Source organism: Methylobacterium sp. WL19, assembly GCF_008040005.1.
Lineage (GTDB): Bacteria > Pseudomonadota > Alphaproteobacteria > Rhizobiales > Beijerinckiaceae > Methylobacterium > Methylobacterium bullatum.
The window spans coordinates 1-23,887 of sequence record NZ_VRVC01000029.1 but is presented as its reverse complement, the minus strand read 5'-3'; the positions used below and the strand labels follow the sequence as shown (position 1 = coordinate 23,887).

The window sequence follows — 23,887 nt, the reverse complement described above, 5'->3', positions numbered from 1 at the left end:
ATCTTCAGGACGGTCGGCGTCTGGCCGATGTCGGCGAACGGTGGCGGCGCGGCCGCCCTCCCGGCTCCCGCTCGGGCCGCCGCAGCGGCCGTCAGGCGGAGGCCGGGCTCGTAATTCGAAGGCGGCTCAGGCCGCGCGGGACGTCGAGAACGCGCATTTCCGGCTTCTAGCAGTGCCGGACGGCAGAAACCAGCAGCCGCGAGGCGATCATCCTCCCGCATCGTCCAGCCGGTCACGTGTCGGCCAGGGCCGATCGGGATTCGATGCCACCTTTTGGAAGCTCGGCCGTTATCAGCCTATGCGTGACGGCGCGCCATCCTGGTCGGGAGCGGTGCAGATCCGGACGCTGAAGGTCGATCCGGCCGCAAGACCGCGGCCGGGATTCGAAAAGACGAAGAGGAAATCCCGTCATGAAGAAGGCATTGCTTGCCGCCACCCTCGTCCTGTCCGCTTTCGCCCTGTCGGGCGCGGCAGAAGCCCAGGGCCTGCCCGGTGGCGTCCGCCGCGGCGCGGCCGAGGGTGACCGCGTCGGCGGCCCCATTGGGGGCATCGTCGGCGGTGCGGTCGGTGGCGCCGTCGGCACCGTCAACGGCGCGCTCGGCATCGACCCGGGCCGTCGCGGCTACCGCAGTGGCCTGCGCTCGCGGCACCACCACCGCCATCACCAGCACCGCCACGACCGTCGCCATCGGTGACGGTGCGCGTCGCTTACTTCGACCCTGAGATCCCGGAGACCATCATGACCGTCGACAAGACCTTGCAGACCAACGTCATCGCCGAGCTCGGCTGGGAGCCGAGCGTGACCGCCGCCCATATCGGCGTGACCGCCAAGGACGGCGTCGTGACCCTGACCGGTCACGTCCAGAACTACATGGAAAAGCATGCCGCCGAGAAGGCCGCCGGACGCGTCAAGGGCGTTCGGGCCGTGGCCGAGGAGATCGAGGTCCGGCTGCCCCACCATGCCAAGCGCAACGACGACGAGATCGCCGCGGCCGTGGTCCAGCGCCTGGACTGGAATGTCTCGGTTCCGGACGAGACCGTTAAGGTGACGGTCGAGAAGGGCTGGGTCACCCTCACCGGCGAGGTCGAGTGGCAGTTCCAGAAGGCCGCGGCGGAGCATGACATCCGCGGGATGCTCGGCGTCGTCGGCATTGCCAACAACGTCACCATCAAGCCGCGCCCCAACGCGACCGACATCGGCGCCGACATCACGCATGCCCTGCATCGGAGCTGGTACGACCCGAAGACCATCGAGGTCAGCGCGGTCGGCGGCGTCGTCCACCTTAGCGGCACGGTTCACACCTGGTACGACCGCCAGATGGCCGGATGGACGGCCTGGGGCGCCCCCGGCGCGACGACGGTCGACAACGACATCCGCGTCGTCTGAGCGACCTGCGAACCTCCCACGCCACCGCACCGGGCAGACCGCCCGGTGCGGAGTCCGTCAGGAACCCCTTGCGATGATCAATGCCCGGATCCACGGCCACGACCGGACGCTCCTCGGCCGGATCTTCCATCACCCGACCAGCAACAATCTGGAATGGCGCGAGGTGGTCGCCTTCGTCGGCCGGATCGGGAGCGCCGAGGAGAAGGGCGACGACAAGTGGGGCTTCACGCTGGCCGGCCGGACGGCCACCTTCCTCCGTCCGCGGGACAAGGACATGGACCCGCGCGAGGTCGAGCGCCTGCGCCACCTGATGCAGGATGCCGGGCTGTCGCCCTACTCGACCGAAATTCTTGAGGCCTCGCCGGTCCCGGCCGATAGCGATGCCCTCATCGTCGTCGACCACCACGAGGCGCGGATCTATCGCCTCGATCCCGAGACGGTTGGCGGCGAGACCGAGACCACTCTGCGCCCCTACGACCCCAAGGGCTACATCCATCATCTCTCCCACAAGGAGGACGGCAACTATCGCGGGCAGCGCGCGTCCGAGGACCTCGGCTACTACGACCGCATCGCCGAGGCCGTCGCACGAGCGCCGCGCGTGGCCATCGTCGGCCACGGGACCGGCAAGTCCAGCGCGATGGCCGTCCTCTCGGAACGACTGCACGAGCGTCATCCGGGAACCGAGATCCGCGTCGTTGCTACCGCGACCGTCGACCTGTCGGCCGCCACCGACGGTCAGTTGCTCGCGCTTGGTCGCGAGATGCTGGCCCTGGACGGCCGGTGATGGCCGCTCCCGTATCCGCCCTACCCGATGGCGACTTGACCCTGGCCGAGGCGACCGCGATGGTCGGCCACGCCATCGAGGAGGCCCGTCGCCTCGGGGTCGTCGTCAGCGTGGCGGTGTGCGGCCCCCAGGGTCGCCTCGTTGCCTTCTCGAAGATGGACGGTGCCGGCTGCATGACCGCGCGCGGGGCCATCGGAAAGGCCGTGGCCTCGGCGATCTCGGGCGAGCCGAGCGAGATTATGCCCCCGCCCGGGGACGACCTCTACTGTTCCGTCGTCGAGGGCGAGGGTACCGCGGCGTTCCACGAGCGCGGCGGCATACCCCTGAGGCGGGATGGTATCCTGATCGGCGCAGTCGGCGTCTACGGCGAGGCGACCCTGGTACAGGACCTCGCCTGCGCGACCGCCGGAGCCACCGCATGGAGAGGGGCGCGGGGATCGGGTACGCGACCGGGTTTAGCTTTTGCGTGACGGAAACTCTGATGTCGGTAGCGATGCCACTGGGTCTGCTCGCGACCCAACGTTGCCGTGCCGAAAGCGCGCCTCCATCCCTGAGAGCGGACATTGGTCGGTAGTGGAAAAAGCTGCGTTGCGTTCTGAATTATCGGCTTTAGACGTCGCCGTGTCGCCTTAGGGTCGGTTGACGTCCGACTTCTGCACCTGCGTGTCACACCAATCGAGACGACGCTCATCGGCGGATCGCAAGGCGAGCTGAGCGACTGGAGCCCCTACGTCACGATCCACCAAGCGAGATCGGTGCTCGTTCGACCGATACAGGTGAGCCTCGCCCCACTGCCGGAGGGCGACGATGACGAGGAAGAGGCCACGCCCCTTCTCCGTCAGGACATATTCCCGGTAGGCGCTCCCGTCTGAGGCGGGCGCGGTCTCCAGAATGCCTCGCTCGGTCAGGTCGCGAAGGCGGGTCGCCAGCATACCCTTGGCGATCCCCAGACCACTTTGGAACTCACTAAAACGCCTCACGCCGTCAAAGGCATCACGAATGATCAGGAGCGACCACCAGTCGCCGATGACATCGAGGGCGCGTGCAACCGGGCATCCGGCGTCCCAGAGGCTGACCCTTTTCGCCACGACCATGCATTCCCGCTTCAACCTGGTCTCGATTTAGAACTAGAATTCGCCAACCGCAAGTGGTCTCAAGATGGAACCAGATCGGATCTTATAAAGGAAGCGCCATGCCGCTTGAAAAAGGAGAACGGACCTTCCTCGAACGGGAGGGACGATTGCCCAAGACGACGATCCTGATTTTCGCCGTCGCTGCCGGCTTGAGCGTCGCGAACATCTACTATGCCCAGCCCCTACTCGATGCGATGGCGCAGGAGTTCGGAATTTCGCCTGCCGCGATTGGGCTCGTGGTGACCCTCACCCAGGTCGGCTATGGGCTGGGTTTGATCTTCATCGTACCGCTCGGCGATCTCGTCGACCGCCGTCGCCTCATCCTTTGCCAGGGGCTTCTGTCGGTGCTTGCGCTGGTAGCGGTGGCCACGGCCAGCACCGGAGCGATCCTGTTCGCAGGCATGGCAGCGGTTGGGCTGCTCGCTGTGGTGGTTCAGGTCCTGGTCGCATTCGCCGCTACGCTCGCGACACCGACCGAACGAGGTCGGGTGGTGGGTACGGTTACGAGCGGTATCGTGATCGGCATCCTCGCGGCGCGTTTCGCGGCTGGGATATTGGCCGATCTCGGTGGTTGGCGAGCGGTCTATCTGGTCTCCGCCGGTTTGTCGCTCGCCCTCCTCGGCCTACTCGTGCGCGTCCTGCCGCGGCAGCGGATCTCGGTCAGCACGGGTGGCTATGCCGCCGCACTCCGATCCGTCCCCATCCTGTTCCTCAGCGAACCGGTATTGCTGGTTCGCGGTGTTCTCGCGCTTCTGATATTCGCGTCGTTCAGTACATTCTGGACCGCGATGGTGCTGCCGCTCAGCGTCCCGCCCTTCTCCTACTCCCACACTTGGATAGGACTGTTCGGCCTTGTCGGCTTAGCGGGAGCGATGGCTGCGACGGGGGCTGGCCGACTGGCGGACCGGGGCCATGGTCAATGGGCGACGGGAGCGTCTCTCATGCTCCTGCTCGGGTCATGGGCGCTGATCGCGCTGCTCCCAATCTCAATCCCGGCTTTGCTTCTTGGCGTCCTTCTGCTCGATCTCGCCGTGCAGGCCGTACACGTCACCAATCAGAGCCTCATCATTGCCCTGCGTCCCGAAGCCAGCAGCCGCCTCATCGGCGGCTACATGGTGTTCTACTCGGTGGGCAGCGCCATCGGTGCTTTTGCTGCGACTTCGATCTATGCCCAGGCCGGTTGGTTCAGCGTCTCGGTGCTTGGAGCGATGTTTAGCGCCGCTGCCCTACTGGTTTGGGTGTGCACTCTGAGATCGGTGCAGACGTGCCGCACTTAGGTCGGTAACCCAACCGGAACGGCAGCGCATTCTGCATCTCAATCGGAGACCTGCCGGTCCGTTTCCCACCCATAACGGGCGTTCGACCCGTGTACGTCACGACCGACGAACGTGGGACACCCTGAAGGTCCGCATGGTGTCGTCGTCGCGGATCGAGACGTACTCGCCCTTGATGAAACGGTGGCTGCCCAGCCGGTAGCCCGGCTCGTCGTCGTCGGTCGTCCTGTCGTCGTAGTCGATCAGCCAGGTGCCACCGCCAAAACCACCTTGCCGGTGGACCAGGCGCCCGTCGCGGTTCGGCTCCCCGAGCCAGAAGCGTCGGACGCGACAATGGACTCGCTGCTCAAGCCAAAGGGCGGGATCGAGCTGTCCGTCGGCGTCGAGGGGTGCGTCGATCTCGTAGCCGCGGTCGACGCTTCCATCGGGAAAATCCGGGCCGCGGGCGAGGGTCAGGGTGACGTGGGGAAGCATGGCGTTCTCCATTGGCGAGGGTACGCGCCCTCGTGGGGTCAGAGGACCTCGTGGACCGGTCGTCCCGTCCGTTCGAACGCGTCGATGTTGGACGCGGTGGTCTCGGCGATGGCCGTCATCGCCTCGACCGTGAAAAAGCCCTGGTGCCCGGTGACGAGCACGTTTGAGAACATCAGCAGGCGCTCAAAGACGTCGTCGCGGATCACCGCGTCGGACTTGTCCTCGAAGAAAAGCTCTTCCTCCTCCTCGTAGACGTCGAGGCCGAGGTGCCCGATCCGACCTTCCTTCAGCCCGGCGGCGACGGCCTTGGTGTCGATGATGGCGCCGCGGCTCGTGTTGATCAGCATCACGCCGCGCTTCATGACGCCTATCGCGGCCGCATCGATGAGGTGCCGCGTCTCGCGCGTCAGCGGGCAGTGCAGGGATATGATATCCGAGGTGGCGAGCAGGTCCTGCAGCGGGCGATAGACAACGCCCATGGCCTCGCAGGCCGGGCTTGGCTCGACGTCGTATCCCAGGACCTTGCAGCCGAAGCCCAGCATGATCCTGGCGACGCCGAGGCCGATCCGGCCGGTCCCGACGATTCCCACCGTCCTGCCGTGCAGGTTGAACCCGAGCAGACCGTCGAGGGCGAAATTGCCGTCTCGCACCCGGGCGTAGGCGCGGTGGATGTGCCGGTCGAGCGACAGCATCAGCGCCACCGCGTGTTCCGAGACGGCCTCGGGCGAATAGGCCGGAACCCGGGCAACGAGGATGCCCTGGCGCTTGGCGGCGGCGAGGTCCACGTTGTTGAAGCCCGCCGACCGCAGGACGACGAGGCGCACACCGAGTTGCGCGAACACATCGAGGGCGGCGGTATCGACCGCGTCGTTGACGAACGCACAGACCACCTGGGCCTTGCCGGCAAGGATCGCCGTGGTCGGATCGAGCCGCGCATCGATGTAGGTCAGGGCGTGACGCCCCGCGACGGCCGCGTCGAGGAAGCGCCGGTCGTACGGCTTGGTGCTGAAGACCGCGACATCCATGGGGTCATCCTTGGGCTTGAGGGCGTTCCGGGAAAGGGCACCTGCGTCGGGCCGCTCAGGCAGGCGCCAGGGTCGGGACGAAAGGCTTCGTGCCGTCCTGCGCGAGGGGGCCTTGCTCCGCCGTGCCGGTCTCCCGAAGGAACAGTGCGAGGATCAGGGCCAGGACGACGCCGCCCACCAGGGGCAGGAAGGCGGTCTGGAAGTCGGACAGGGTCAACGGAACGCTCTGCCGTGGCAGCATCAGGTGCGAGATGAAGGGCGACATGATCCCCGTCGTCACGAAGACGAGGAAGTTCATCACCCCGGCCGCCGTACCCTTCACCTGGGACGGGTTGGTCTCCTTCATCATCGAGAAGGGAATCATGGCCGCGCCTGACGCGATGCCGAGGACCAGGGCCACCGAGTAGCGCGGCAGCGTTCCGACAGGCACGTAGATGGCAGTCAGGCCGGCCGCGAGCATCAGCAGGGCGCCGCCCAGCAGCACCGGCTTGCGGCGGCCGAGCCTGTCAGACACGTATCCGAGGAGCGGGCAGCCGATGACCCAGCCGATGGGCACCATGGCCGCGTCCGACGCGGCGTCCGCCATCGAGAGGTTCTCGCCGGCGTGGAGGAACGAGGTGGCCCATACCAGGGCGCCGATGGTGGTGGGCAGGAACAGAAGTCCCCCGACGATGCCGGCGAGCCAGCTCTGCGGATTACCGAAGATAACCTTGAACGGATGGAGCAGGCCGGAGAGCGAGAGCTCCGCGTGGTGGCTCGGGCTGTCGCCGGTCTCGCGGGGCATCACGAACCAGGTTGCGAGAGCGAGCGCGAAGCCCATCGCGGCGAAGGCGACCCACACGTGCTGCCAGGGGACGTTGAAGCCGCCGGCCGGGTCGATGGCCATGTGGACGGGCTTGGATCCGAACGCTGCGCCGGCCATGCCCAGGCATTGCGTGAGGCCGATGAACAGCGCCAGCATGCGTGTCGGCAGGTAGCGGGCCGCAACGTAGGACGAACCGACGAAGGCGAAGATCGCCCCGGTCGCCTGTAGGACGAAGCCGGCCATGCCGGCCGCCTCGCTGCCCTGCGCGAAGACGAGGCAGCCGAGGCCGACCACGGCGATCCCGTACGGAATGGTTCGGTGGGCACCGTACCGGTCCAGCAGGACACCCGCGACCAGGGCCATCACCGCGTAGGCGACGTAGTAGGCCGAGATCATCGTGCCGATGTGGTTGGCGCCCCAGGCCGAGGTCAGTTCCGCCTGCATCACCCCAGGCGCCGAACGCACCGCATACTGGAAGAAGTAGAAGACCGCGCACAGCAGCCAGGAAAGGAGGAACAGGAGCTTGAGCTCTGCCGGCGGCGATGGATCGGATCGTCCACTCGCAGGTGGAGCCGCCAGTGGGCCTTTTGGATCGCCCGTGGCGATTGCCGCATCCACCATCTCAAGATCTTCCAGCGTTCGAGGTCGGCCCGCGGTTTCGTGATGCCCGCACGGAACGAAGGGTCATCGGTGTCCATCCGCGACACCGGGAGCCCCCGACGAGGGGACGCGTCCCGCGAGGGACCGGGGGGACGGGAAGACCCTAGATCGGGGCTTGGGACGACGCTTTGCGCTGGATCAAGGATACCGCCCGCCTGCCCACCCTAAGCTCGTTCCTTGCCGGCACCTCGATGGGCGGACCTCGCTCGCGACCGTGATCGGCCCACGTGGAGCGGGTGACATGGGCGGGAGTCAACGAAGGTCTTCAGGGGCCGGGAACGACGTCGGGGGCATGCTCGACGGCATCTCGGCCGTACTGGGGGCGCTCGTCGTCCTGACGCCCTTCCTCTTCATCCACACGGGGAACTTCCCCGCCATGCTGAGCGCGACCGGATGCGGTCTCGCCGTCATGGGCCTGGCCTTCCTCGACGGGCCCGAGCCGGCGCCGGGGACGCGGTGGGGATCGGGCATACTGGGCGCATGGGTGGCGGTCTCACCCTGGTTCCTGCAACGCGCCCTTGTGCCACCGGACGCCGTCATCGCCTCGCCGCTGGCAGAGCCGGCCGTCTCGATGCTGGTCGTCCTCGGTCTTGCCATTGTGGTGACCGCCGGGCTCGACATCATGCGAACGGTCGTAGAATCTCAACTCACGAATTCCCAGGATCGAAGCGATCCCGTCGTCCCGGATACCGCCTCCGTGACGCCGTTCCGCCTAGTGGCGCAGCGAGAAGCACCGACCCAAGACCGCTTTTCCCCAATCGGCGGCGATTAGAGCCGTCGGACACCTCGTCCGTTTCAGGAAGCAAGCTCGGTGATCTTCCGAGAGGCCTCACGGACCCCATCGGCGATCCGGTCCTGGACGTGGTCCGGCTCCCGGCGGATCGCCACGGCGAGATGACCGAGCGTCCGGCGCATGCCGCTCATCCGGTCGACGAGATCGAGGATGAGGACGATGCCTTCCTCGTTCACGCCGAAGTCCCTTTCGAGATCCTGTATGAGTTGCGCTCGACCGAGGTCGATCTCGCGAAAGGTCATGCGCCCCTCGGTCTCGTTCGGGATGACCCAGCCGGTGTCGATCCACGCGTGCAGGACATCGGTCTCCACGCTGGCGCGGACCTGAAACTCACGCATCTCCATCATAGCGTCTCCTCGGCTTGCCGGGTCTCATGAGGCTTCGTGGTCCCCCACCGGGATACGAAGTCCTGCAACTCCGCATCCGGCTCGGACGGCAGGGTCAGTCGCAGGGTGACGTACTCGTCGCCGGAGGCACCGCCACGGACCATGCCCTTGCCCTTCAGACGGAGCACAGCGCCGGCGTTGCTCCACTTCGGAACGGTCATGGAAACCGGGCCGGACGGGGTCGGAACGCTGACCCTGCCGCCGAGGACTGCATCGCGAAGCGACAAGGGCAGGTCGATGTGGATGTCGTCCCCCTTGAGCTTGAAGAGCGAATGAGGACGGACCTCGACCTCGATCAGGGCGTCGCCTGGCAGCCCTTTCCCGATGCCGGAGCCGCCCTTGCCGCGCAGGCGCAGCGTTTGCCCCGTCCGCGTTCCGGGCGGGATCGTGACGTCAAGGGCTTGGCTGTCCGGGAGGGTGAGCGTGCGCTTGCCGCCGTTGAACGCCTCCAGGAAGTCGAGCTCCAGCCGGTAGCGGGCATCCGCACCGGCCCGGTTGGGATCGGCACGCCCGGCGCGACCGAACATCTGCGCGAAGATGTCCTCGCCGCCGAAATCCCCGAACCCTTGTTCGCCACCATAAGGATGACCCGCGTCCCGTTCTGCCTGCTCGCGATAGTACGGCTGCCGCGGGCGCTCGCTTCCGGACGCGTCGATCTCGCCACGGTCGAACTGGGCGCGCTTGGCGGGGTCGTTCAGCAGGTCGTAGGCAGTCGCCACCGCCTTGAAGCCTTCCTCGGCCTTTTTGTTGCCGGGGTTCAGGTCGGGATGCAGCTTCTTGGCGAGCTTCCGGTAGGCCGTGCGCAGGTCCGCCTCGGAGACGTCCCGCGTCACGCCGAGAACCTTGTACGGATCTTCGCTCAATGCGGATTCCTCCGGGTCGGGATGGTCGCGGGGCCGATAAGGACGGTGTCGGCGCTACGCGCCGACACGAGATCGTACCCTGGCGACAACCACGCGCGCCGGTCGCAACAGGCGGTCGTGGAGGGTGAAGCCTTCCTCCATGACGTCGATCACGGTCCCCGGCGCCTGGGTGGCATCCTCGACCTCCTGCATCGCCTCGTGCGCCTTCGGATCGAAGCGCGTGCCAAGGGCGGGTATCCGGCGGACGCCGAAGCGTTCGAGGGCGGAGGTCAGCATCCGTTCGGTCGCCCCGACGCCTTCGAGCAAGGACGCATGGGCCGCAGGCCCGGCACCTGCGCCCGTGGCCGCCGCGATGGCCCTGTGCAGGTTATCGGCGACGGGCAGGAGCTCGCGCGCCAGATCCTGGACGGCGAACTTCCTGGCGTCCTCGATGCCGCGCTCGCCGCGTCGCCGAACGTTCTCGGTTTCGGCGAGCGCCCGCATCAGGCGGTCCTGAAGGGAGGCGTTCTCGGCCTGGAGGGCGGCGAGATCCGCGACCTCCCCGTCAGGGGGCATGGTGTCGTTCATGCTTTCGGTCATCAAACAGTCCTCCCCCGACAATGGACCACTCATGCCGCCGGCCTGTGGCGGGTGTCGTCGCCCGGGGCGTCCTGGAACTCGGCATCGACGATCTCCGGATCGGCGGACGGGCCCTTGGCAGCCAGTCCGGTCTCGCCCAGGCGCGAGGCCGCCAGGGTCAGGCGTTCGGTCGCCGTCCTGATACGCGCGAGGTCACCGGCCTGAATCGCCTCCCTCGCCGCTGTAAGGCTCGTTTCGACTTCGGCCTTCACGTCGGCGGGAACGTTGCCCCCCGCCTCCTTGAGGCTCTTCTCGGTCGTGTAGATCGCGACGTCTGCATGGTTGCCGGCCTCGACCAGCTCCTTGCGCACCTTGTCGGCGCCCGCATGGGTCTCGGCCTCGCGAACGAGGCGCTGGATCGCCGCTTCGTCGAGACCGCCCGAGGCCTCGATCCGGATTGTCTGCTCCTTCCCGCTGGCCTTGTCCTTGGCCGAGACGTTGACGATGCCGTTGGCGTCGATGTCGAAGGTCACCTCGATCTGCGGCTGGCCCCGTGGCGCCGGCGGGATGCCGACGAGGTCGAACTGGCCGAGCATCTTGTTGTCGGCGGCCATCTCGCGCTCGCCCTGGAACACCCGGATCGTCACTGCCGGCTGGCTATCGGCTGCGGTGGAGAAGGTCTGGCTGCGCTTAGTCGGGATCGTGGTGTTGCGCTCGATCAGCCGGGTCAGCACCCCGCCCAGGGTCTCGATGCCGAGCGAGAGCGGGGTGACGTCGAGGAGCAGCACGTCGCTGACGTCGCCCTGGAGCACGCCGGCCTGGATCGCGGCACCGATGGCCACGACCTCGTCCGGGTTCACGCCCTTGTGCGGCTCACGTCCGAACAGGGCCTGCACGGTCTGCTGCACCTTCGGCATCCGGGTCTGGCCGCCGACGAGGACGACCTCGTCGATCTGCGACACGTCGAGGTTCGCGTCCTTGAACGCCGCCTTGCAGGGCGCCGTCGTCCGCTCGACCAAGTCGGCGACGAGGGCTTCGAGCTTCGCGCGGCTGAGCTTGATCGCGAGGTGCTTCGGCCCGTTCTGGTCGGCCGTGACGAAGGGCAGGTTCACCTCGGTCTGGGAGGCCGAGGACAGCTCGATCTTGGCCTTCTCGGCAGCGTCCTTGAGGCGCTGCAGGGCGAGCCGGTCCTTGCGCAGGTCGATGCCGCTCTCCTTGCGGAACTCCTCCACGAGGTAGTCGACGATGCGGTTGTCGAAGTCCTCTCCGCCGAGGAAGGTGTCGCCGTTGGTGGACTTCACCTCGAACACGCCGTCGCCGATTTCAAGGAACGAGACGTCGAAGGTGCCGCCGCCGAGGTCGTAGACGCCGACCTTGCCGTTGCCCTTCTTGTCGAGACCGCAGGCCAGCGCCGCGGCCGTGGGCTCGTTGATCATCCGGAGCACCTCCAGGCCGGCGATGCGGCCGGCGTCCTTGGTGGCCTGGCGCTGCGCGTCGTTGAAGTAGGCCGGCACGGTGATGACGGCCTTGGTCACCTTCTCGCCGAGGAAGGCCTCCGCGGTCTCCTTCATCTTCGTCAGGATGTAGGCGCTGATCTGGCTCGGGCTGTAGGTCTTGCCCTTCACCTCGACCCAGGCGTCGCCGTTGGGGCCGGGCACGATGTTGTAGCCGACCATGGCCTTGTCCTTCTCGGTCAGCGGATCGTCGTAGCGACGGCCGATCAGGCGCTTGATCGCCGAAATGGTGTTCTCGGGGTTGGTGATGCTCTGGCGCTTGGCCGGCTGCCCGACGAGGACCTCGCCGTTCTCCGTGAAGGCGACGATGGACGGCGTGGTCCGCGCGCCTTCCGCGTTCTCGATGACCTGCGCCTTCGCCCCGTCGAGGACGGCGACGCAGGAGTTCGTGGTGCCGAGGTCGATGCCGATGGCCTTGGACATGATGGTCTCCGAGATGTGGTTGGTGAGGATCGTGGCTGTCGGCGTGCATCGCCGGCGTCGAAGGTCGCGATGAGTCAGCTTCGAGGGGTGGTCGACGGAAAGCCCGGGCCGGGCTGTCGAGGCGTCCCATCCGGCGGGACGCGGCGGGCGTTCAGGGATGCCGGAGCCTTCGGGACCCGGCTCGTCGTGCGGGGTCCCGTCAGGCCCGCCCCGCCATCGTCGTCCCAGGTCTCGCGTTGGAGCTCGTCGATGGCCGTCGTGGGCGCGGGCTTCGGGTTCATGACCGACCTTTCCGGGATGGTGCGGGGCGGTTCGGCTCCGCCGCGACAGCGGTCAGCGCGGCGGAGCCGAACCGCCGCCGGGCGACTTGGGCGACCCGGGCGCCGTCGCCTCGGGGCCGGCAGGGATGGCCACGGTCCCTGTCGTGTCCGGAACGGTCTGGCGACAACTGCAATCGACGATCAGGTCGCCGGGCGCGGCGCCGCCTTTTGGATCTGCCGCATCGGCCGCATCCGGCGCCGTATTGCGGCAGGTGCAGTCCAGGGCCTCGACCCGGGCCGACGGGGCGTCCTTCACCGTGCCGGGATTGTTCGCGATGTTCACGTCGTCGTTCGGGAGGGTGGCCTGGGCGTAGCCGGCATCGGTCATGGCCAAGGCGAACACGGCGGAAAGGAGCAGAACGGAAAGATGCATCGGAGATTTCCTTCGCCCGATGTCGTGCCCAGGGCTCGAATACATCGCCGAACGTCTATGCGCCCCATCCCGAGCGGTGGCTTTGTCTTGGATCAAAGACGCGATGGTCCCTTGGAATAGGCTCGGCGGACCCTTCGTAGACGCCCACAGGCAAGACACCGCATGGACCATGCAGACCCCATCGCCCGCCCTGACCGGAAAGCCTTCCTCATCGGGGGCGGCATCGCTTCCCTGGCCGCGGCGGCTTTTCTCATCCGCGACGGCGACGTGCCCGGGTGCAACATCACCTTGATCGAGGAGACTGGCGTCCTCGGCGGCAGCCTCGACGGGTCGGGCGATCCGACGGACGGCTACGTCCTGCGCGGAGGGCGTATGCTGGAGAGCAAATACCTCTGCACCTTCGACCTGTTCGGCTCGATCCCGACGCTCGATGGTACCCAGACGGTGACCCAGGAGACCTTCGCTTGGAACGAGACGCTGAAGACCTCGTCGAAGGCGCGCCTCGTCAGCGACGGGGAACGGCTGACGGCGCCTCGGTTCGGCTTGAGCGAGGGACACATCCTCACCATCGAGCGCCTCGCCATCCTTCCGGAATCCGTGCTTGGGAAATCCACCATCGCCGAGCAGTTCGACCCGTCGTTCTTCGAGACGAACTTCTGGTTCATGTGGTGCACGACCTTCGCTTTCCAGCCTTGGCACGGGGCGGTCGAGTTCAGGCGCTACCTCGTCCGGTTCGCCCACATGGTCTCGGGCTTCAACCGCCTGCACGGCATCATGCGGACGGTGTACAACCAGTACGATTCCATGGTGCTGCCGCTGCGCAAGTGGCTCGACGAGCGCGGCGTCGTCTTCACGTTCGACACCCGGGTGACCGACCTGGGGCTCGTCGGACAGGAGGGCGGGAAGAGCGTCTCGCGCATCCTGACAGACCACTTCGGGAAAGCGGGCGAGATCCGGGTCCGTGAGGGCGACATTGTATTGGTGACCTTGGGCTCGATGACCGAGGGCTCGACGCTGGGCGGCATGGACAGCGTCCCCGCCCTCAAGGGAAAGACGGACGGCGGTGCCTGGACGCTCTGGGAGAACCTCGCAAGGGACCGCCCCGCGTTCGGACGCCCCGAGGTCTTCACCGACCACATCGACCAGTCCAAGTGGGTCTCCTTCACCACCACCCTGCATGACCCAACGTTCCTGCGCATGGTCCGCGACTACACCGGCAACGTTCCCGGCGAGGGCGGCCTCGTCACCTTCCCGCACTCGAACTGGCTGGCCTCCATCGTCATCCCGTTCCAGCCGCACTTTATCGGACAGCCGAAGGACGTCGGGGTGTTCTGGGGCTATGGCCTCGCCGTCGACGAGCCCGGCAACTTCGTGAGGAAGCCGATGTCGGCCTGCACCGGGCGGGAGATCATGACCGAGATCCTCGGCCACCTGCGCATCGAGACGGAGGCGGCCGGCATCCTCGACAAGGCCATCTGCATCCCCTGCATGATGCCGTTCATCACGAGCCAGTTCCTGCCGCGCGAGCCCGGCGACCGGCCGCAGGTGATCCCGAAGGGCACGACGAACCTCGGCCTCATGGGCCAGTTCTGCGAGTTGCCCGACGACGTGGTGTTCACGGTCGAATACTCGATCCGCTCCGCCCAGGCCGCCGTCTACGGACTGCTCGGCCTCGAACGCGAGCCGCCCGCCGTCTACCAGGGCAAGTTCGATCCCCGCGTCCTGTTCAAGGCTTACCGGGCGCTGCACGACCTGCAGGATGCATGACGTCCGAAGGCAAGTTGGGCGCTCCCGTCGGGGGCGCCCAAACCGTCAGGCCAGCTTCGAGGTGCCGTCGGACAAACCCCAGGCCCGTTGCTCGTATCCGCCCGATTCATGGATCTCCGGCGGATGGGGATCGACCGGACCGGGGGAGAACGGGCCGAGGTCATCCGGGATCACGAGGTCCTCGGAAGCGCGAAGGACCGGAACGCCATGCGTGGCCATCACCGCAAGCTGCGACCCCGTGCCGGTGCCGTTCTCGGCGGCCATCTCGTTAGCGAGACGCTCGACCACGTCGAGGGCGCTCCCGATCCTGTCGGCTTGCATGCAGACCTCGTCCTCGTCGATCAGGCAGGCGCCGTCCCCCGTCCACCAGCGCCCGTCATCGATCAGGCGGAGCAGACCGGCGAGACGGTCTTGCTGCTTCATCAGGGCCTCGACGGCGCGGGGACAGGTCATCTCGTGTTCCTTTTCGCCTTTGGCCGAACGCGGGGCGTCGACCGTGCAGGCGTGTCGGTCACCGTAGATGCCGGCCCGGTACGATCCTTGCGCTGGATCAAGGACCACATCGGTGCCGCTCCCTAGGTTGGCCGGATGCCGGGACATCCCCTTGGACATGGACGGCGATCATCGCCACCCCGGGGGCATGGGTGCCGAGCGGTTCATCGCATCGTTACGGAGATCCCCATGTCCAGCGACACCAGCCTGCAGCACCGCGTCACGGCCGAACTCATCTGGGACCCGGCGGTGACCTCCTCGGAGATCGGTGTAACAGCCAAGGACGGCATCGTTTCCCTGTCCGGGCAGGTCGAGACGTATGACGAGAAGATGGCTGCCGAGGCCGCCGCCCGTCGCGTCTACGGCGTCAAGGCCATCGTCATGGAGATCGAGGTCGACGTGCCACTCTCCTTCAAGCGATCCGACGTGGACATCGCGACGACCGCCGTCGCGCGCCTCGCCTGGAACGTGGCCGTGCCGCCGGACTGCGTCTCCGTGAAGGTCTCAAAGGGTGTCATCACCCTGACGGGCGAGGTCGACCACCATTTCCAGTTCGAGGCCGCCGAGCGGGAGTTGCGTCATCTCTGCGGCGTGGTGGCGGTCAATAACCTCATCACCGTGCGGTCCCAGGTCGACGTGGCGGCCGTCAGCGACAGGATCAGCGAGGCGCTAGATCGCTCGTGGCTGTTCGACCCGAAGACCGTGACCGTCACCGCCGATGGGGGGACCGTCTATCTTGGAGGGACCGTGCGCAGCATGCAGGAGCGCCGCGAGGCGTTGGGCGCGGCCTGGGCGTCTCCCGGCACCACGGCGGTCGTGAACAGCATCGGCGTCGTGTGAACGAAGCGACGTTCGGGCCTGGCACTCCAGGCCCGGCCCGGGCTTTCCGAAGACCAGAGGCAAACCGACCGTGACCAAGAGCCATCGCGAGCACGGCCATTCCACCGGCGCCGAAGCACCCGGGAACCGATGCGCCCCGATGGGCACTTCGTGAGGAGCGGGTCCCGATACGATTTCCGTTGCTGACCCCGGTATCCGAGGGGATGGGTCCGATGCCGCTCGACACGCTGGCCCGATCACTGGTCCATATCGCGATTGCCGCGGGCGGACCCGTGGCCTCCGTTTATTCCCAGGGATGCCCCACGTGGTGGAAGGCGGACGGGTCCCCTGTCACCGAGGCCGATCTCGCGGCCGAACGCCTGATCCTGCAAAGGCTCGCCGCGGCGTTCCCGGGAATCCCGGTGGTCGCGGAAGAGAGCGTCGCGGCCGGGCACAGATCCGAGCTCGGCCCGCGCTTCCTCCTCGTCGACCCCCTGGACGGGACCCGTGAGTTCATCGCGCAGCGCAACGAGTTCACGGTCAACGTCGCCATGATCGAGGATGGCAGGCCCATCGCCGGTGCCATCTACGCCCCCCTGCTCGGGCAGGCATGGTTCGGCGGGACATCGAGTTACACGGTCCCGGCCCCGCCCGGTTCGGAGGCCGCCGACCTGACCGGCGCCCGTCGCATCGGGGTTCGCGCGCCGCCCGACGCGGGCCTCGTCGCACTGGTAAGCCGCTCGCACGCGGATCCCATGACCGAGGCCTACCTGTCGCGCCTGCCGCTGGCTGAGAGCCGTCCGATGGGGTCTTCCCTCAAGTTTTGCCGCATCGCCGAGGGCATGGCGGACGTATATCCCGGGTTGGGCGGCATCCGGGAATGGGACATCGCGGCGGGGCATGCCATCCTGCAGGCGGCCGGCGGGACCATGACGGCGCCGGACGGGGCGCCACTGCGCTACGGCGACCAGACCAAGGACTATCGGCTGCCCGGGTTCCTCGCCTCAGGCGGGTTCAACCTCCCGGCTTCCGATCCTGCCGTTGCCGCGTGAGGGAGAGGACGCCAGGATCGCGTCCCTAGTCATCGTCGGTTTTGCCTCCGCGGCGAGATGCTGCCAATCGATGTCCCCGCAATCGCGCCGGACCTGATCCATGAGCACCTCGGCGGTCGCGTCCGACGGGTCGTCCCGCCTGTCGGCGATCCGGGATGCCAGCAGTCCGGTGGTGGGCGCCTCAAGCCAGACGCCCTGGAACGCGACACCGGATTTCGCGGCCGTCGCCTCGATGGACGCGCGCTCGGAAGGCCGGTCGAACACAGCATCGGCAACGACCGCACACCCGGAGGACAAGGCTTGGCATGCCTCGTCCCGGAGGGAGGCGTAGACCGTTGCGGACACCTCCGGCAGATAGGCGGACGGAGGTAAGCGCGTCTCGGCCGAAACGCCGAAGGCATCCTTGCGGATGCGGTCGCTGTTGAGGACACGGGCGCCGGGCGGCGAACCGAGATGGGACGCAACGCAGGCCGCAACGGTCGACTTGCCTGATCCGCTGAGGCCCCCGACCGCGAGCAGCGTCGCGTCCGAACCCGCCAGCAGCGACAGGGCGAAGTCGTGATACGCGCGCGCCTCGACGAGCGTTCTCGCGGCTTTGCCTGGAGGTTGACCACCCGCCTGGGCCGCCGTGACATGGGCACGGATCGCGGCGCGGATTGCCATGAGGAAGGGCAACGCTCCGATGCTGGAAGCCTCGTCCGTCTCGTCGAGGTAGCGATTGAACAGAAGATTGGCGAGGTCGCCCTTGTCGCGGTGCCAGAGATCCATAAGCAGGAAGGCGAGGTCGTAGAGGACGTCGATGGTCGCGATGGCGTCGTCGAACTCGATGCAGTCGAACAGGGTCGGTACGTCGTCGACGAGACAGATGTTGCGCAGGATGAGATCGCCGTGACAGTGGCGCACCTTACCGGTCAGACGCCGATTCTCCAGCATGGGAGCATGCCGTTCGAAGGCGCTTCGGAAGGCGGCGCGAAGGGCGTCCGCCGCCTCCTCCGAGACCAGCGCCACCGCGCGTAGCGAGCGGTCGTTCATGTCCAGGACCGCGGCGATGCCGGCCGCCCCGCCATGATCGAGACTGACCGCCGCGTCGCGATGGAACTCCACGATGCGATGCGCAAGGTCGGTGATCAGGGCCGGGGTGAGCGCATCGCGCTGCGCCATGTCGTCGAGAAGGTCGTGCTGCGCGAAACGGCGCATTTCCACGACCGCGTCGACGAGGGGGCCGGTGCCGTCGAAGGCCAGCCGCCCGTCGGCCTCCCGCGTGATCCGGCGGACCCCGAGGTAGAGTTCGGGCGCGGTGCGACGGTTCAGGACGAGTTCGGCCTCGCAGAAGGCCAACCGGCGCTCGGCGGTCGAGAAATCCAGATAGGGAAAGCGAACGGGTCGCTTGAGCTTGAATGCACGGTCGCCGGCCATGAGGACGGTCGAGATGTGCGTCGTGATGGTGTCGACCGGAAGCCCCAGGAGGGCGGCCTCGCCTTTCAGGAAAGCGACGGTCTCGGCCTGATCCTCCACGGTCATGGGCGCGCCACCGCGGTCGGTGGTGTCACGAGCGGCTCCGATCCAGAGCCCCGGACCGGGGTCCGCAACCGGCTGCTCGCCGTCGTGTCGATGAAGCGGTCACGCAACCAGCTCATCCAGGCCATTGAAAGCTCCCTCGTCATTCCTGGGCCTCGCTCGGGTCAATGGGACATCAGGCAACAGATCGGGCTGTGGTCGAGGAGGTTGCGCGTGACCCCGCCGAAGAACCATTCGCGTAGGCGGCTGTACCCGAAGGCCCCGCTGACGATCAGGTCCGCCCCGAAGCCCTCGGTAGCATCGAGGAGGGTTTCGGCCGTGCCTCCCCCGTTCGACGCCTTGAGGATTCCCGCGGCCTTCACTCCGTGTAAGCCGAGATAGGCCACCACGTCGTCCAACTCGGTCCGGTCGCCGTCGTCCGTGACCTGAACGACCTGGACCGCCTCGGCGAGCTTCAGGAACGGCATCGCGTCCGAGATCGCCCTGCGGCTCTGCATTGTGTTCTTCCAGGCCACGACCACGCGGGACGCCGACAGCCGTTCCACGCCCCGCGGGACCACGAGCACGGGCTTGCCCACGGCCATCAGCGCGTTGCCTGGGCTCACCGCGGCCACGAGGTGCGGCCGGTCGTTCGTCCCCTGACGCCCGACGACGACGATGTCGGCCGCCCGCGATTGCTCCGCGAGGAAGGTGACGGTCTCCATGAGTTCGGAACGCCACTCGGTCTGCTCGGCCGGTTCGGCCGCGAGGCGGAACGCCTCCTCCGCCGACTTGAGCTCATCGAGGGCCTTTTGGCGGATCTCCTCGACCCCGTATCCGGTCGGTACCGAGGTCTCGCCGAACCCCCGCGGGTAATCCGGCCCCCAGGCCGCGACGCCTATGAGACGTGCATCGAGCCTTCGCGCCAGATGCGCCGCGAGCGTCACGCGTGGCGCCGCCTGCTCCCCTGGGTCAACGGCGACGATGATGCTGGCGTACGACATGGCAGGCCTCCGACGACGAAAGGGAGACCATGCCCGGGCATCGAAGGGCCATCGTTGATCCAGCGCAAACACGTACCCAAACGTAGCGAGAATCGGCGACACCGAGGTGTCGCACGCGGACCGTGTCTCCCGTTTCGCGGGGGAGTGGATCGGCGACACCGCGTTTGCGCTGGGTCAAAGACGTCTCCGCCCCGAACGGGCATTCCAAGCGTCCCGTATCCAATCGAGGCACGCCATACATGACCTTCGCAAGCATCATGGTGTCCATCGACCTCGCCGGTGACGCAGGCGCCCGGACATCCATCGCGGTCCATCTCGCGGACGCTCTCGATGGCCGCACGATAGGCGTCGCCGCGCAGATGCCGGACCATGTCACGGCGCAGGTCGGACCGATGGGCGCCTCCGCGTTCCTACCGGGACTGACCGAACGGGCCGTCCTCGAAGGGCTCGCCCGAGCGCAGGACCTGTTCCGCGTGGCGGTCGGAAGCCGGAGCCGGGTCTCGTGGCGCTCCGCCGTCGAGCCCGGCCTGGCCTTCCTGACGGACCAGGCCCGGGCGGCCGACCTCATCGTCGTCGGACGGGGAGACGAGGACGGGGCGACCGGGTGCATCCGCCCACTCGACCCTGCCTCCGTCGTCCTCGCCGCGGGACGGCCAGTGCTCGTCGTGCCGCCCGGCATCGACCACCTCGAACTCCGACGCCCGATGGTGGCGTGGAAGGACACGCGGGAGGCCCGTCGCGCGGTCATGGACGCCTTGCCGATCCTGCGCCTGGCGGGCCGGGTCGACGTCGTGGCGGTCACGCCCACGGACCAGGCCACCGGAGCTGCGGACGTGGCCGCCTACCTCTCATCGCACGACATCGATGCAACGTCTTCTGAGTACCTGACCGAGGGGGCGAGCGACGCGGAGACACTGCTCGACCTCGCATCCGAGTACGCGTCGGACCTGATCGTCATGGGAGCCTACGGGCACGGCCGAGTGCGGGAAATGATTCTCGGCGGCGTCACCCGGGATGTCCTGCGGTACTCCCCCGTCTGCAGCTTCCTGAGCCACTGATGAGCGACAGCGCCCCCGCGACCGGCCCGATCCCCCCATCTGCCCCGGCAATGCCCGTCGCCACCGGGAAGCCACCCGTCGACGGCGCGGTCACCCACCTCGCCCGCCAATTGATGGAGGCCGGATTGGAAGGATTGTCCGAGCGTGAGCGGCGGGTGATCCTCCACATCGCCAAGCGGTGCCACGTGTCCCGGGACGTGAACCGCGTCCTCGTCGAGCATCAGACTTTCGGCGAGCGTCTCGCGGATCGCGTCGCCCAGTTGGGCGGATCCTGGGGCTTCATCCTCGTTTTCACGGGAATGCTCGGCGCATGGGTCGTGGTGAACACCGTCATCCTCGGCCGGGCCGACGGCTTCGACCCCTATCCGTACATCTTCCTCAACCTGATCCTGTCGATGGTCGCTGCGCTCCAGGCCCCGGTGATCCTCATGTCCCAGAACCGCCAGGCGGCCCGGGACCGGCTCGCGGCCGGCCTCGACTACGAGATCAACCTCAAGGCCGAGGTCGAGATCATGGCCCTGCACGAGAAGCTCGACCGCATCCGCATGGAAAGCCTCGAAGGCATGCTGGAGGCCCAATCGGTGCGGATCGAGGTCATCGCCAAGGCGGTTGGCATCCACTCGATGAAGTCCGTCCCGGACTGACGGGCCGCATCCCTACGAGAAGGCGCCGTGCCTCGTGGGTTGGACAGAGGAACCGGACCGACGATCCTCAGCGGATGCCGATGCGTCGTCACGAGCCCGTCGGCGGCCCGGACCCGCGGGCATGCCGGTAATCTTCAAGGATCTCGCTTGCGAGCGCTCGGCGCTGAAGGTCCTCAAGCTCGGGGAGGATGTCGTTGTCCGAGGCGTCGTGCGCCGAGACCAGCCAGACCCCGTCGGCCGCCGTCTCGAACGTGACCAGGGACTTCGGCCGGACGTACTGGTCCTGAGAGTCGATGCAGGGGTGGCACGGCATGGTCGATCCTCCGGTATCGCCAACGGGTCGAGGCGGTGGTGCCTCGACCCGCAGAGGGTGAGCTGATGCCCCGTCTCGTCATTTCGCGGATTTGGTGGACCCGGTGACGATGTCCTCGTCGGTGAAGCGGATCATTCCCCCGGCGATCACGAGCTTGTCGCCCTTTTCCACTGAGCGGCCGTATCAGGAACCCGTGACGCGAAGCTCGCAGCCTTCCTTGCACTCGATCTCGGCCGAGGCCCCCGCCGCCAGTTTCTGGGTCGCCTGGGCCTCGCCCTTGTCCACCATGAGGGTGTGTTCGCCCTTGTCCTGGTTGGTCACGGTGATCGCGAGCGCCGGGGTCGCGACCAGCATCGTACAGGCCAGGAAAGCAGCCGTGATTGGGGTATGTCTCATGTCTTGTCTCCGTCCGTTGGCGTGATGCCGTCGTGACGGGGATGTAGGGTCTGGCTGCCGCAACCCTCCCCCCCAGACACCGCCATGGGCCTGAGTGATTTCGCGGAGCCGCTATCCGAATTTGCGCAGACGCCGCGACCAGCGTCGACGATGCCCGTTCCATGGGGAATGCGAGACGGGCATCGGAGAGCCTCTCGACCTGAGCGTTCATAACCGATGTCCCGCCTCGGTTTCTCGACGGGCCGATTTCGACCTGCAGCCGAGGTCAGCGCTCCAGGGACTTCAGGTAGGCCAGCACATCCGTAATCTGGTCGGGTTCAAGCTGGAACTGCGGCATGGTCGGGTGACCTGTAGTGATGCCCTCCGCCAGGGCCTCGCCAAGGTCCTCGACCGGGTATCTCGTATGTAGGTCCCGGAATGCCGGCGCGATGCCCAGCGGGCTCGCGCCGATCCGTCCCACGGCATGGCAGCTGGCGCAGTTCGCCCCAACGAAAGTCTTGCCGCGTTGGACCTGCCCCTCCGTGGCGGCCGCCAGGCTTCCCATGAGGCAGGGGAGGAAAAGCATCGACAAGGCAAGGCGCAGGGACACGGGACGGCTCCAGATTCGGTGGATCGTGGGATGCGGCGAGGGCCATCGGCACGATGGGCCGGGACGCAAGCGCCACCGACCCACCGCAGCACCGAAACCGGGTCTGCGATGCCTAGGACATCTGGATCTCGGGGCCGGTCTCGTATTCCACGACCTCGTTCGTTAGCTGCAGGTCGACCTGGGCGATTGTCGTCCCTTCCGGGCCGGCCATGGACGGATGGTCCGTCCAGACCCAGTCGCGCACCTGTGGCAGGTCCTCGCCGGTGCGGCAGACGTGTTCGCGGTGCAGGGCCAGCAGGTCGCGCAGTTCCTCCTCGGCATGCTGCACGGCCGGCCCCAACCCGGACGACCACTTCAAAGCGGCGAGCGCGAGGTGGTAGCGGTCGAGACCGTTCAGCACCGCCATATCGAAGGGGGTCGTCGTCGTCCCCTCCTCGACGAAGCCGTGGACGTGGATGTGTCCGTGGTTGGTGCGCCGGTAGGTCAGCCGATGGATCAGCCACGGGTAGCCGTGGTAGGCGAACACCACCGGTCGGTCGCGTGTGAACAGGCTGTCGAAGGTGGCGTCGTCGAGCCCGTGCGGGTGCATGTCGGGCGACGGCAGCGTCATCAGGTCGACGACGTTGACGACCCTGATCCGGATCTCCGGAATGCGGGTGCGGAGCCAAGCGACGGCGGCCAGGGTCTCCATCGTCGGAACGTCGCCAGCGCAGGCCATAACAACGTCCGGCTCGGCCGGGCCGTCGTTCGAGGCCCATTCCCACACCCCAATGCCGGCCGTGCAATGTCGGGCCGCCTCGTCTGCGCCGAGCCACTGGAGGGCCGGCTGCTTGCCGGCGACGACGACGTTGATGCGGTCGTGGGTGCGCAGGCAATGGTCCATCACCCAGAGCAGGCAGTTGGCGTCCGGCGGTAGGTACACCCGCGCCGTGTCGCCCTTCTTGTTGGCGACGAAGTCGATGAAGCCCGGATCCTGGTGGCTGAACCCGTTCTGGTCCTGGCGCCAGACATGCGAGGTCAGCAGGATGTTGAGCGAGGGCACGGGCTTGCGCCAGGCCAGTGCCCGGGAGGCCTTCAGCCACTTCGCATGCTGGTTCACCATCGAATCGACGATGTGGATGAAGGCCTCGTAGCAGGCGAAGACGCCGTGGCGGCCGGTGAGAAGGTAGCCTTCGAGCCAGCCCTCGCAGAGGTGCTCCGACAGCACCTCCATCACCCGGCCCTGGCGCGCGAGGTGCTCGTCGGTGGGCAGGATGGCATCGCGCCAGACCCGGTCGGTGACGTCGAACACGGCGTCGAGGCGATTGGACAGGGTCTCGTCCGGCCCCATCACCCGGAAGTTGCGGGCCTCCGCGTTGAGGGCGAGCACGTCGCGAAGGTAGCGGCCGAGAACGCGGGTGGCCTCGGCGACCGCCGTGCCGTGGGACGGCATCGCGACGGCGTAGGCGGCGAGGTCGGGCAGGCGCAGCGGCCTCGGATCGCGT

Annotated in this window: 28 protein-coding genes; 11 read left to right on the top strand and 17 right to left on the bottom strand. The window is 67.3% G+C overall.

All coding sequences use genetic code 11. The features are described from left to right. Positions 1-410 precede the first annotated feature (410 nt). From FV220_RS08235 to FV220_RS08220, 4 genes are all read left to right on the top strand, one after another. Entirely contained in the window at positions 411-695 is a 285-nt protein-coding gene (locus tag FV220_RS08235) for a hypothetical protein (protein ID WP_147830669.1), read from the top strand. Positions 696-739: 44 nt separating this feature from the next. Beyond that, positions 740-1,387: a BON domain-containing protein gene (locus tag FV220_RS08230; RefSeq protein WP_147830667.1), complete on the top strand. Its 648-nt coding sequence runs from the start codon at positions 740-742 to the stop codon at positions 1,385-1,387. A gap of 73 nt (positions 1,388-1,460) precedes the next feature. Beyond that, entirely contained in the window at positions 1,461-2,171 is a 711-nt protein-coding gene (locus FV220_RS08225; protein WP_147830665.1) for a hypothetical protein, read from the top strand. Then, positions 2,171-2,641 (top strand): heme-binding protein, encoded by a 471-nt coding sequence (locus tag FV220_RS08220; RefSeq protein WP_147830663.1) that lies wholly within the window; start codon positions 2,171-2,173, stop codon positions 2,639-2,641. Before FV220_RS08225 ends, FV220_RS08220 begins: the two co-directional genes overlap by 1 nt. 159 nt (positions 2,642-2,800) lie before the next feature. On the opposite strand, the gene FV220_RS08215 is transcribed toward FV220_RS08220, so the two are convergent. Beyond that, entirely contained in the window at positions 2,801-3,265 is a 465-nt protein-coding gene (locus FV220_RS08215; protein WP_147830661.1) for a helix-turn-helix domain-containing protein, read from the bottom strand. 98 nt (positions 3,266-3,363) lie between these two features. Here FV220_RS08215 and FV220_RS08210 point away from each other — a divergent pair, with 98 nt between their 5' ends. Beyond that, positions 3,364-4,581 carry an MFS transporter gene (locus FV220_RS08210; protein ID WP_147830659.1) on the top strand — a complete coding sequence of 406 codons (1,218 nt, stop codon included), beginning with the start codon at positions 3,364-3,366 and terminating at the stop codon, positions 4,579-4,581. 96 nt (positions 4,582-4,677) lie between these two features. Here FV220_RS08210 and FV220_RS08205 read toward each other — a convergent pair whose 3' ends face one another. The 3 genes from FV220_RS08205 to FV220_RS08195 are packed head-to-tail and all read right to left on the bottom strand — an operon-like array spanning position 4,678 to position 7,503. Then, the gene (locus tag FV220_RS08205) at positions 4,678-5,052 is read right to left on the bottom strand and encodes a hypothetical protein (protein WP_147830658.1); all 375 of its coding nucleotides are present in this window, start codon (positions 5,050-5,052) and stop codon (positions 4,678-4,680) included. Positions 5,053-5,090: 38 nt separating this feature from the next. Further along, entirely contained in the window at positions 5,091-6,077 is a 987-nt protein-coding gene (locus tag FV220_RS08200) for a 2-hydroxyacid dehydrogenase (RefSeq protein WP_147830656.1), read from the bottom strand. 55 nt (positions 6,078-6,132) lie between these two features. Next, a complete protein-coding gene (locus FV220_RS08195) occupies positions 6,133-7,503 on the bottom strand; it encodes an MFS transporter (RefSeq protein WP_147830654.1) in 1,371 nt (456 codons plus the stop codon). A 331-nt stretch (positions 7,504-7,834) separates the two neighbouring features. On the opposite strand from FV220_RS08195, the gene FV220_RS08190 reads away from it, so the two are divergent. Next, a complete protein-coding gene (locus FV220_RS08190) occupies positions 7,835-8,314 on the top strand; it encodes a hypothetical protein (protein ID WP_147830652.1) in 480 nt (159 codons plus the stop codon). Between the two features lie 23 nt (positions 8,315-8,337). On the opposite strand, the gene FV220_RS08185 is transcribed toward FV220_RS08190, so the two are convergent. From FV220_RS08185 to FV220_RS08160, 6 genes are all read right to left on the bottom strand, one after another. After that, on the bottom strand, positions 8,338-8,673 hold the full coding sequence (locus FV220_RS08185; protein ID WP_187273357.1) for a chaperone modulator CbpM: 336 nt from the start codon (positions 8,671-8,673) through the stop codon (positions 8,338-8,340). 5 nt (positions 8,674-8,678) lie between these two features. Beyond that, positions 8,679-9,584, bottom strand: coding sequence for a J domain-containing protein (locus FV220_RS08180; protein WP_147830649.1), 906 nt, complete (start codon positions 9,582-9,584; stop codon positions 8,679-8,681). Between the two features lie 54 nt (positions 9,585-9,638). Continuing rightward, positions 9,639-10,163: a nucleotide exchange factor GrpE gene (locus FV220_RS08175; RefSeq protein ID WP_238253740.1), complete on the bottom strand. Its 525-nt coding sequence runs from the start codon at positions 10,161-10,163 to the stop codon at positions 9,639-9,641. Between the two features lie 29 nt (positions 10,164-10,192). Beyond that, the gene (dnaK, locus tag FV220_RS08170) at positions 10,193-12,079 is read right to left on the bottom strand and encodes a molecular chaperone DnaK (RefSeq protein ID WP_147830645.1); all 1,887 of its coding nucleotides are present in this window, start codon (positions 12,077-12,079) and stop codon (positions 10,193-10,195) included. 74 nt (positions 12,080-12,153) lie between these two features. Next, complete coding sequence (locus tag FV220_RS08165) at positions 12,154-12,360, bottom strand: hypothetical protein (protein WP_147830643.1); 207 nt, start codon at positions 12,358-12,360, stop codon at positions 12,154-12,156. 52 nt (positions 12,361-12,412) lie between these two features. Further along, positions 12,413-12,772, bottom strand: coding sequence for a hypothetical protein (locus FV220_RS08160; RefSeq protein WP_147830641.1), 360 nt, complete (start codon positions 12,770-12,772; stop codon positions 12,413-12,415). A 162-nt stretch (positions 12,773-12,934) separates the two neighbouring features. Here FV220_RS08160 and FV220_RS08155 point away from each other — a divergent pair, with 162 nt between their 5' ends. Next, on the top strand, positions 12,935-14,539 hold the full coding sequence (locus FV220_RS08155; protein ID WP_147830639.1) for an oleate hydratase: 1,605 nt from the start codon (positions 12,935-12,937) through the stop codon (positions 14,537-14,539). Between the two features lie 45 nt (positions 14,540-14,584). Here the strand turns inward: FV220_RS08155 and FV220_RS08150 are convergent, their stop codons facing one another. After that, positions 14,585-14,992 (bottom strand): hypothetical protein, encoded by a 408-nt coding sequence (locus FV220_RS08150; RefSeq protein ID WP_147830637.1) that lies wholly within the window; start codon positions 14,990-14,992, stop codon positions 14,585-14,587. Positions 14,993-15,220: 228 nt separating this feature from the next. Here FV220_RS08150 and FV220_RS08145 point away from each other — a divergent pair, with 228 nt between their 5' ends. Together FV220_RS08145 and cysQ are read left to right on the top strand one after the other, a co-directional pair. Then, the gene (locus FV220_RS08145) at positions 15,221-15,871 is read left to right on the top strand and encodes a BON domain-containing protein (RefSeq protein WP_147830635.1); all 651 of its coding nucleotides are present in this window, start codon (positions 15,221-15,223) and stop codon (positions 15,869-15,871) included. Positions 15,872-16,083: 212 nt separating this feature from the next. Continuing rightward, on the top strand, positions 16,084-16,902 hold the full coding sequence (cysQ, locus tag FV220_RS08140) for a 3'(2'),5'-bisphosphate nucleotidase CysQ (RefSeq protein WP_147830633.1): 819 nt from the start codon (positions 16,084-16,086) through the stop codon (positions 16,900-16,902). On the opposite strand, the gene FV220_RS08135 is transcribed toward cysQ, so the two are convergent. Further along, positions 16,855-18,423 carry a bifunctional aminoglycoside phosphotransferase/ATP-binding protein gene (locus FV220_RS08135; RefSeq protein WP_147830631.1) on the bottom strand — a complete coding sequence of 523 codons (1,569 nt, stop codon included), beginning with the start codon at positions 18,421-18,423 and terminating at the stop codon, positions 16,855-16,857. The genes cysQ and FV220_RS08135 overlap by 48 nt on opposite strands. A gap of 161 nt (positions 18,424-18,584) precedes the next feature. Beyond that, positions 18,585-19,403 (bottom strand): universal stress protein, encoded by an 819-nt coding sequence (locus tag FV220_RS08130; protein ID WP_147830629.1) that lies wholly within the window; start codon positions 19,401-19,403, stop codon positions 18,585-18,587. 239 nt (positions 19,404-19,642) lie between these two features. On the opposite strand from FV220_RS08130, the gene FV220_RS08125 reads away from it, so the two are divergent. Continuing rightward, positions 19,643-20,461, top strand: coding sequence for a universal stress protein (locus FV220_RS08125; RefSeq protein ID WP_147830627.1), 819 nt, complete (start codon positions 19,643-19,645; stop codon positions 20,459-20,461). Positions 20,462-20,574: 113 nt separating this feature from the next. Further along, on the top strand, positions 20,575-21,105 hold the full coding sequence (locus tag FV220_RS08120) for a DUF1003 domain-containing protein (protein ID WP_238253744.1): 531 nt from the start codon (positions 20,575-20,577) through the stop codon (positions 21,103-21,105). Positions 21,106-21,193: 88 nt separating this feature from the next. Here FV220_RS08120 and FV220_RS08115 read toward each other — a convergent pair whose 3' ends face one another. From FV220_RS08115 to FV220_RS08100, 4 genes are all read right to left on the bottom strand, one after another. After that, complete coding sequence (locus FV220_RS08115; RefSeq protein ID WP_147830625.1) at positions 21,194-21,418, bottom strand: hypothetical protein; 225 nt, start codon at positions 21,416-21,418, stop codon at positions 21,194-21,196. Positions 21,419-21,601: 183 nt separating this feature from the next. Beyond that, positions 21,602-21,814, bottom strand: a complete 213-nt coding sequence (locus FV220_RS08110) for a hypothetical protein (protein ID WP_147830623.1) — start codon at positions 21,812-21,814, stop codon at positions 21,602-21,604. A 265-nt stretch (positions 21,815-22,079) separates the two neighbouring features. Continuing rightward, complete coding sequence (locus tag FV220_RS08105; protein ID WP_147830678.1) at positions 22,080-22,379, bottom strand: cytochrome c; 300 nt, start codon at positions 22,377-22,379, stop codon at positions 22,080-22,082. 136 nt (positions 22,380-22,515) lie between these two features. Further along, on the bottom strand, positions 22,516-23,887 hold a 1,372-nt coding region (locus FV220_RS08100), incomplete at its 5' end, for a phosphoketolase family protein (protein ID WP_147830621.1).

Excerpts from the sequence above, each read along its gene's own strand:
- FV220_RS08145 (WP_147830635.1), top strand. The coding sequence starts at position 15,221 with ATGTCCAGCGACACCAGCCTGCAGCACCGCGTCACGGCCGAACTCATC.
- FV220_RS08160 (WP_147830641.1), bottom strand. The coding sequence starts at position 12,772 with ATGCATCTTTCCGTTCTGCTCCTTTCCGCCGTGTTCGCCTTGGCCATG.
- FV220_RS08195 (WP_147830654.1), bottom strand. The coding sequence starts at position 7,503 with ATGGTGGATGCGGCAATCGCCACGGGCGATCCAAAAGGCCCACTGGCG.
- FV220_RS08105 (WP_147830678.1), bottom strand. The coding sequence starts at position 22,379 with ATGCTTTTCCTCCCCTGCCTCATGGGAAGCCTGGCGGCCGCCACGGAG.
- FV220_RS08155 (WP_147830639.1), top strand. The coding sequence starts at position 12,935 with ATGGACCATGCAGACCCCATCGCCCGCCCTGACCGGAAAGCCTTCCTC.
- FV220_RS08125 (WP_147830627.1), top strand. The coding sequence starts at position 19,643 with ATGACCTTCGCAAGCATCATGGTGTCCATCGACCTCGCCGGTGACGCA.
- FV220_RS08190 (WP_147830652.1), top strand. The coding sequence starts at position 7,835 with ATGCTCGACGGCATCTCGGCCGTACTGGGGGCGCTCGTCGTCCTGACG.
- FV220_RS08115 (WP_147830625.1), bottom strand. The coding sequence starts at position 21,418 with ATGCCGTGCCACCCCTGCATCGACTCTCAGGACCAGTACGTCCGGCCG.
- FV220_RS08150 (WP_147830637.1), bottom strand. The coding sequence starts at position 14,992 with ATGACCTGTCCCCGCGCCGTCGAGGCCCTGATGAAGCAGCAAGACCGT.
- FV220_RS08185 (WP_187273357.1), bottom strand. The coding sequence starts at position 8,673 with ATGCGTGAGTTTCAGGTCCGCGCCAGCGTGGAGACCGATGTCCTGCAC.
- cysQ (WP_147830633.1), top strand. The coding sequence starts at position 16,084 with ATGCCGCTCGACACGCTGGCCCGATCACTGGTCCATATCGCGATTGCC.
- FV220_RS08235 (WP_147830669.1), top strand. The coding sequence starts at position 411 with ATGAAGAAGGCATTGCTTGCCGCCACCCTCGTCCTGTCCGCTTTCGCC.
- FV220_RS08165 (WP_147830643.1), bottom strand. The coding sequence starts at position 12,360 with ATGAACCCGAAGCCCGCGCCCACGACGGCCATCGACGAGCTCCAACGC.
- FV220_RS08110 (WP_147830623.1), bottom strand. The coding sequence starts at position 21,814 with ATGAGACATACCCCAATCACGGCTGCTTTCCTGGCCTGTACGATGCTG.
- FV220_RS08135 (WP_147830631.1), bottom strand. The coding sequence starts at position 18,423 with ATGACCGTGGAGGATCAGGCCGAGACCGTCGCTTTCCTGAAAGGCGAG.
- FV220_RS08130 (WP_147830629.1), bottom strand. The coding sequence starts at position 19,403 with ATGTCGTACGCCAGCATCATCGTCGCCGTTGACCCAGGGGAGCAGGCG.
- FV220_RS08175 (WP_238253740.1), bottom strand. The coding sequence starts at position 10,163 with ATGACCGAAAGCATGAACGACACCATGCCCCCTGACGGGGAGGTCGCG.
- FV220_RS08205 (WP_147830658.1), bottom strand. The coding sequence starts at position 5,052 with ATGCTTCCCCACGTCACCCTGACCCTCGCCCGCGGCCCGGATTTTCCC.
- FV220_RS08200 (WP_147830656.1), bottom strand. The coding sequence starts at position 6,077 with ATGGATGTCGCGGTCTTCAGCACCAAGCCGTACGACCGGCGCTTCCTC.
- FV220_RS08210 (WP_147830659.1), top strand. The coding sequence starts at position 3,364 with ATGCCGCTTGAAAAAGGAGAACGGACCTTCCTCGAACGGGAGGGACGA.
- FV220_RS08225 (WP_147830665.1), top strand. The coding sequence starts at position 1,461 with ATGATCAATGCCCGGATCCACGGCCACGACCGGACGCTCCTCGGCCGG.
- FV220_RS08220 (WP_147830663.1), top strand. The coding sequence starts at position 2,171 with ATGGCCGCTCCCGTATCCGCCCTACCCGATGGCGACTTGACCCTGGCC.
- FV220_RS08215 (WP_147830661.1), bottom strand. The coding sequence starts at position 3,265 with ATGGTCGTGGCGAAAAGGGTCAGCCTCTGGGACGCCGGATGCCCGGTT.
- FV220_RS08230 (WP_147830667.1), top strand. The coding sequence starts at position 740 with ATGACCGTCGACAAGACCTTGCAGACCAACGTCATCGCCGAGCTCGGC.
- FV220_RS08120 (WP_238253744.1), top strand. The coding sequence starts at position 20,575 with ATGGAGGCCGGATTGGAAGGATTGTCCGAGCGTGAGCGGCGGGTGATC.
- dnaK (WP_147830645.1), bottom strand. The coding sequence starts at position 12,079 with ATGTCCAAGGCCATCGGCATCGACCTCGGCACCACGAACTCCTGCGTC.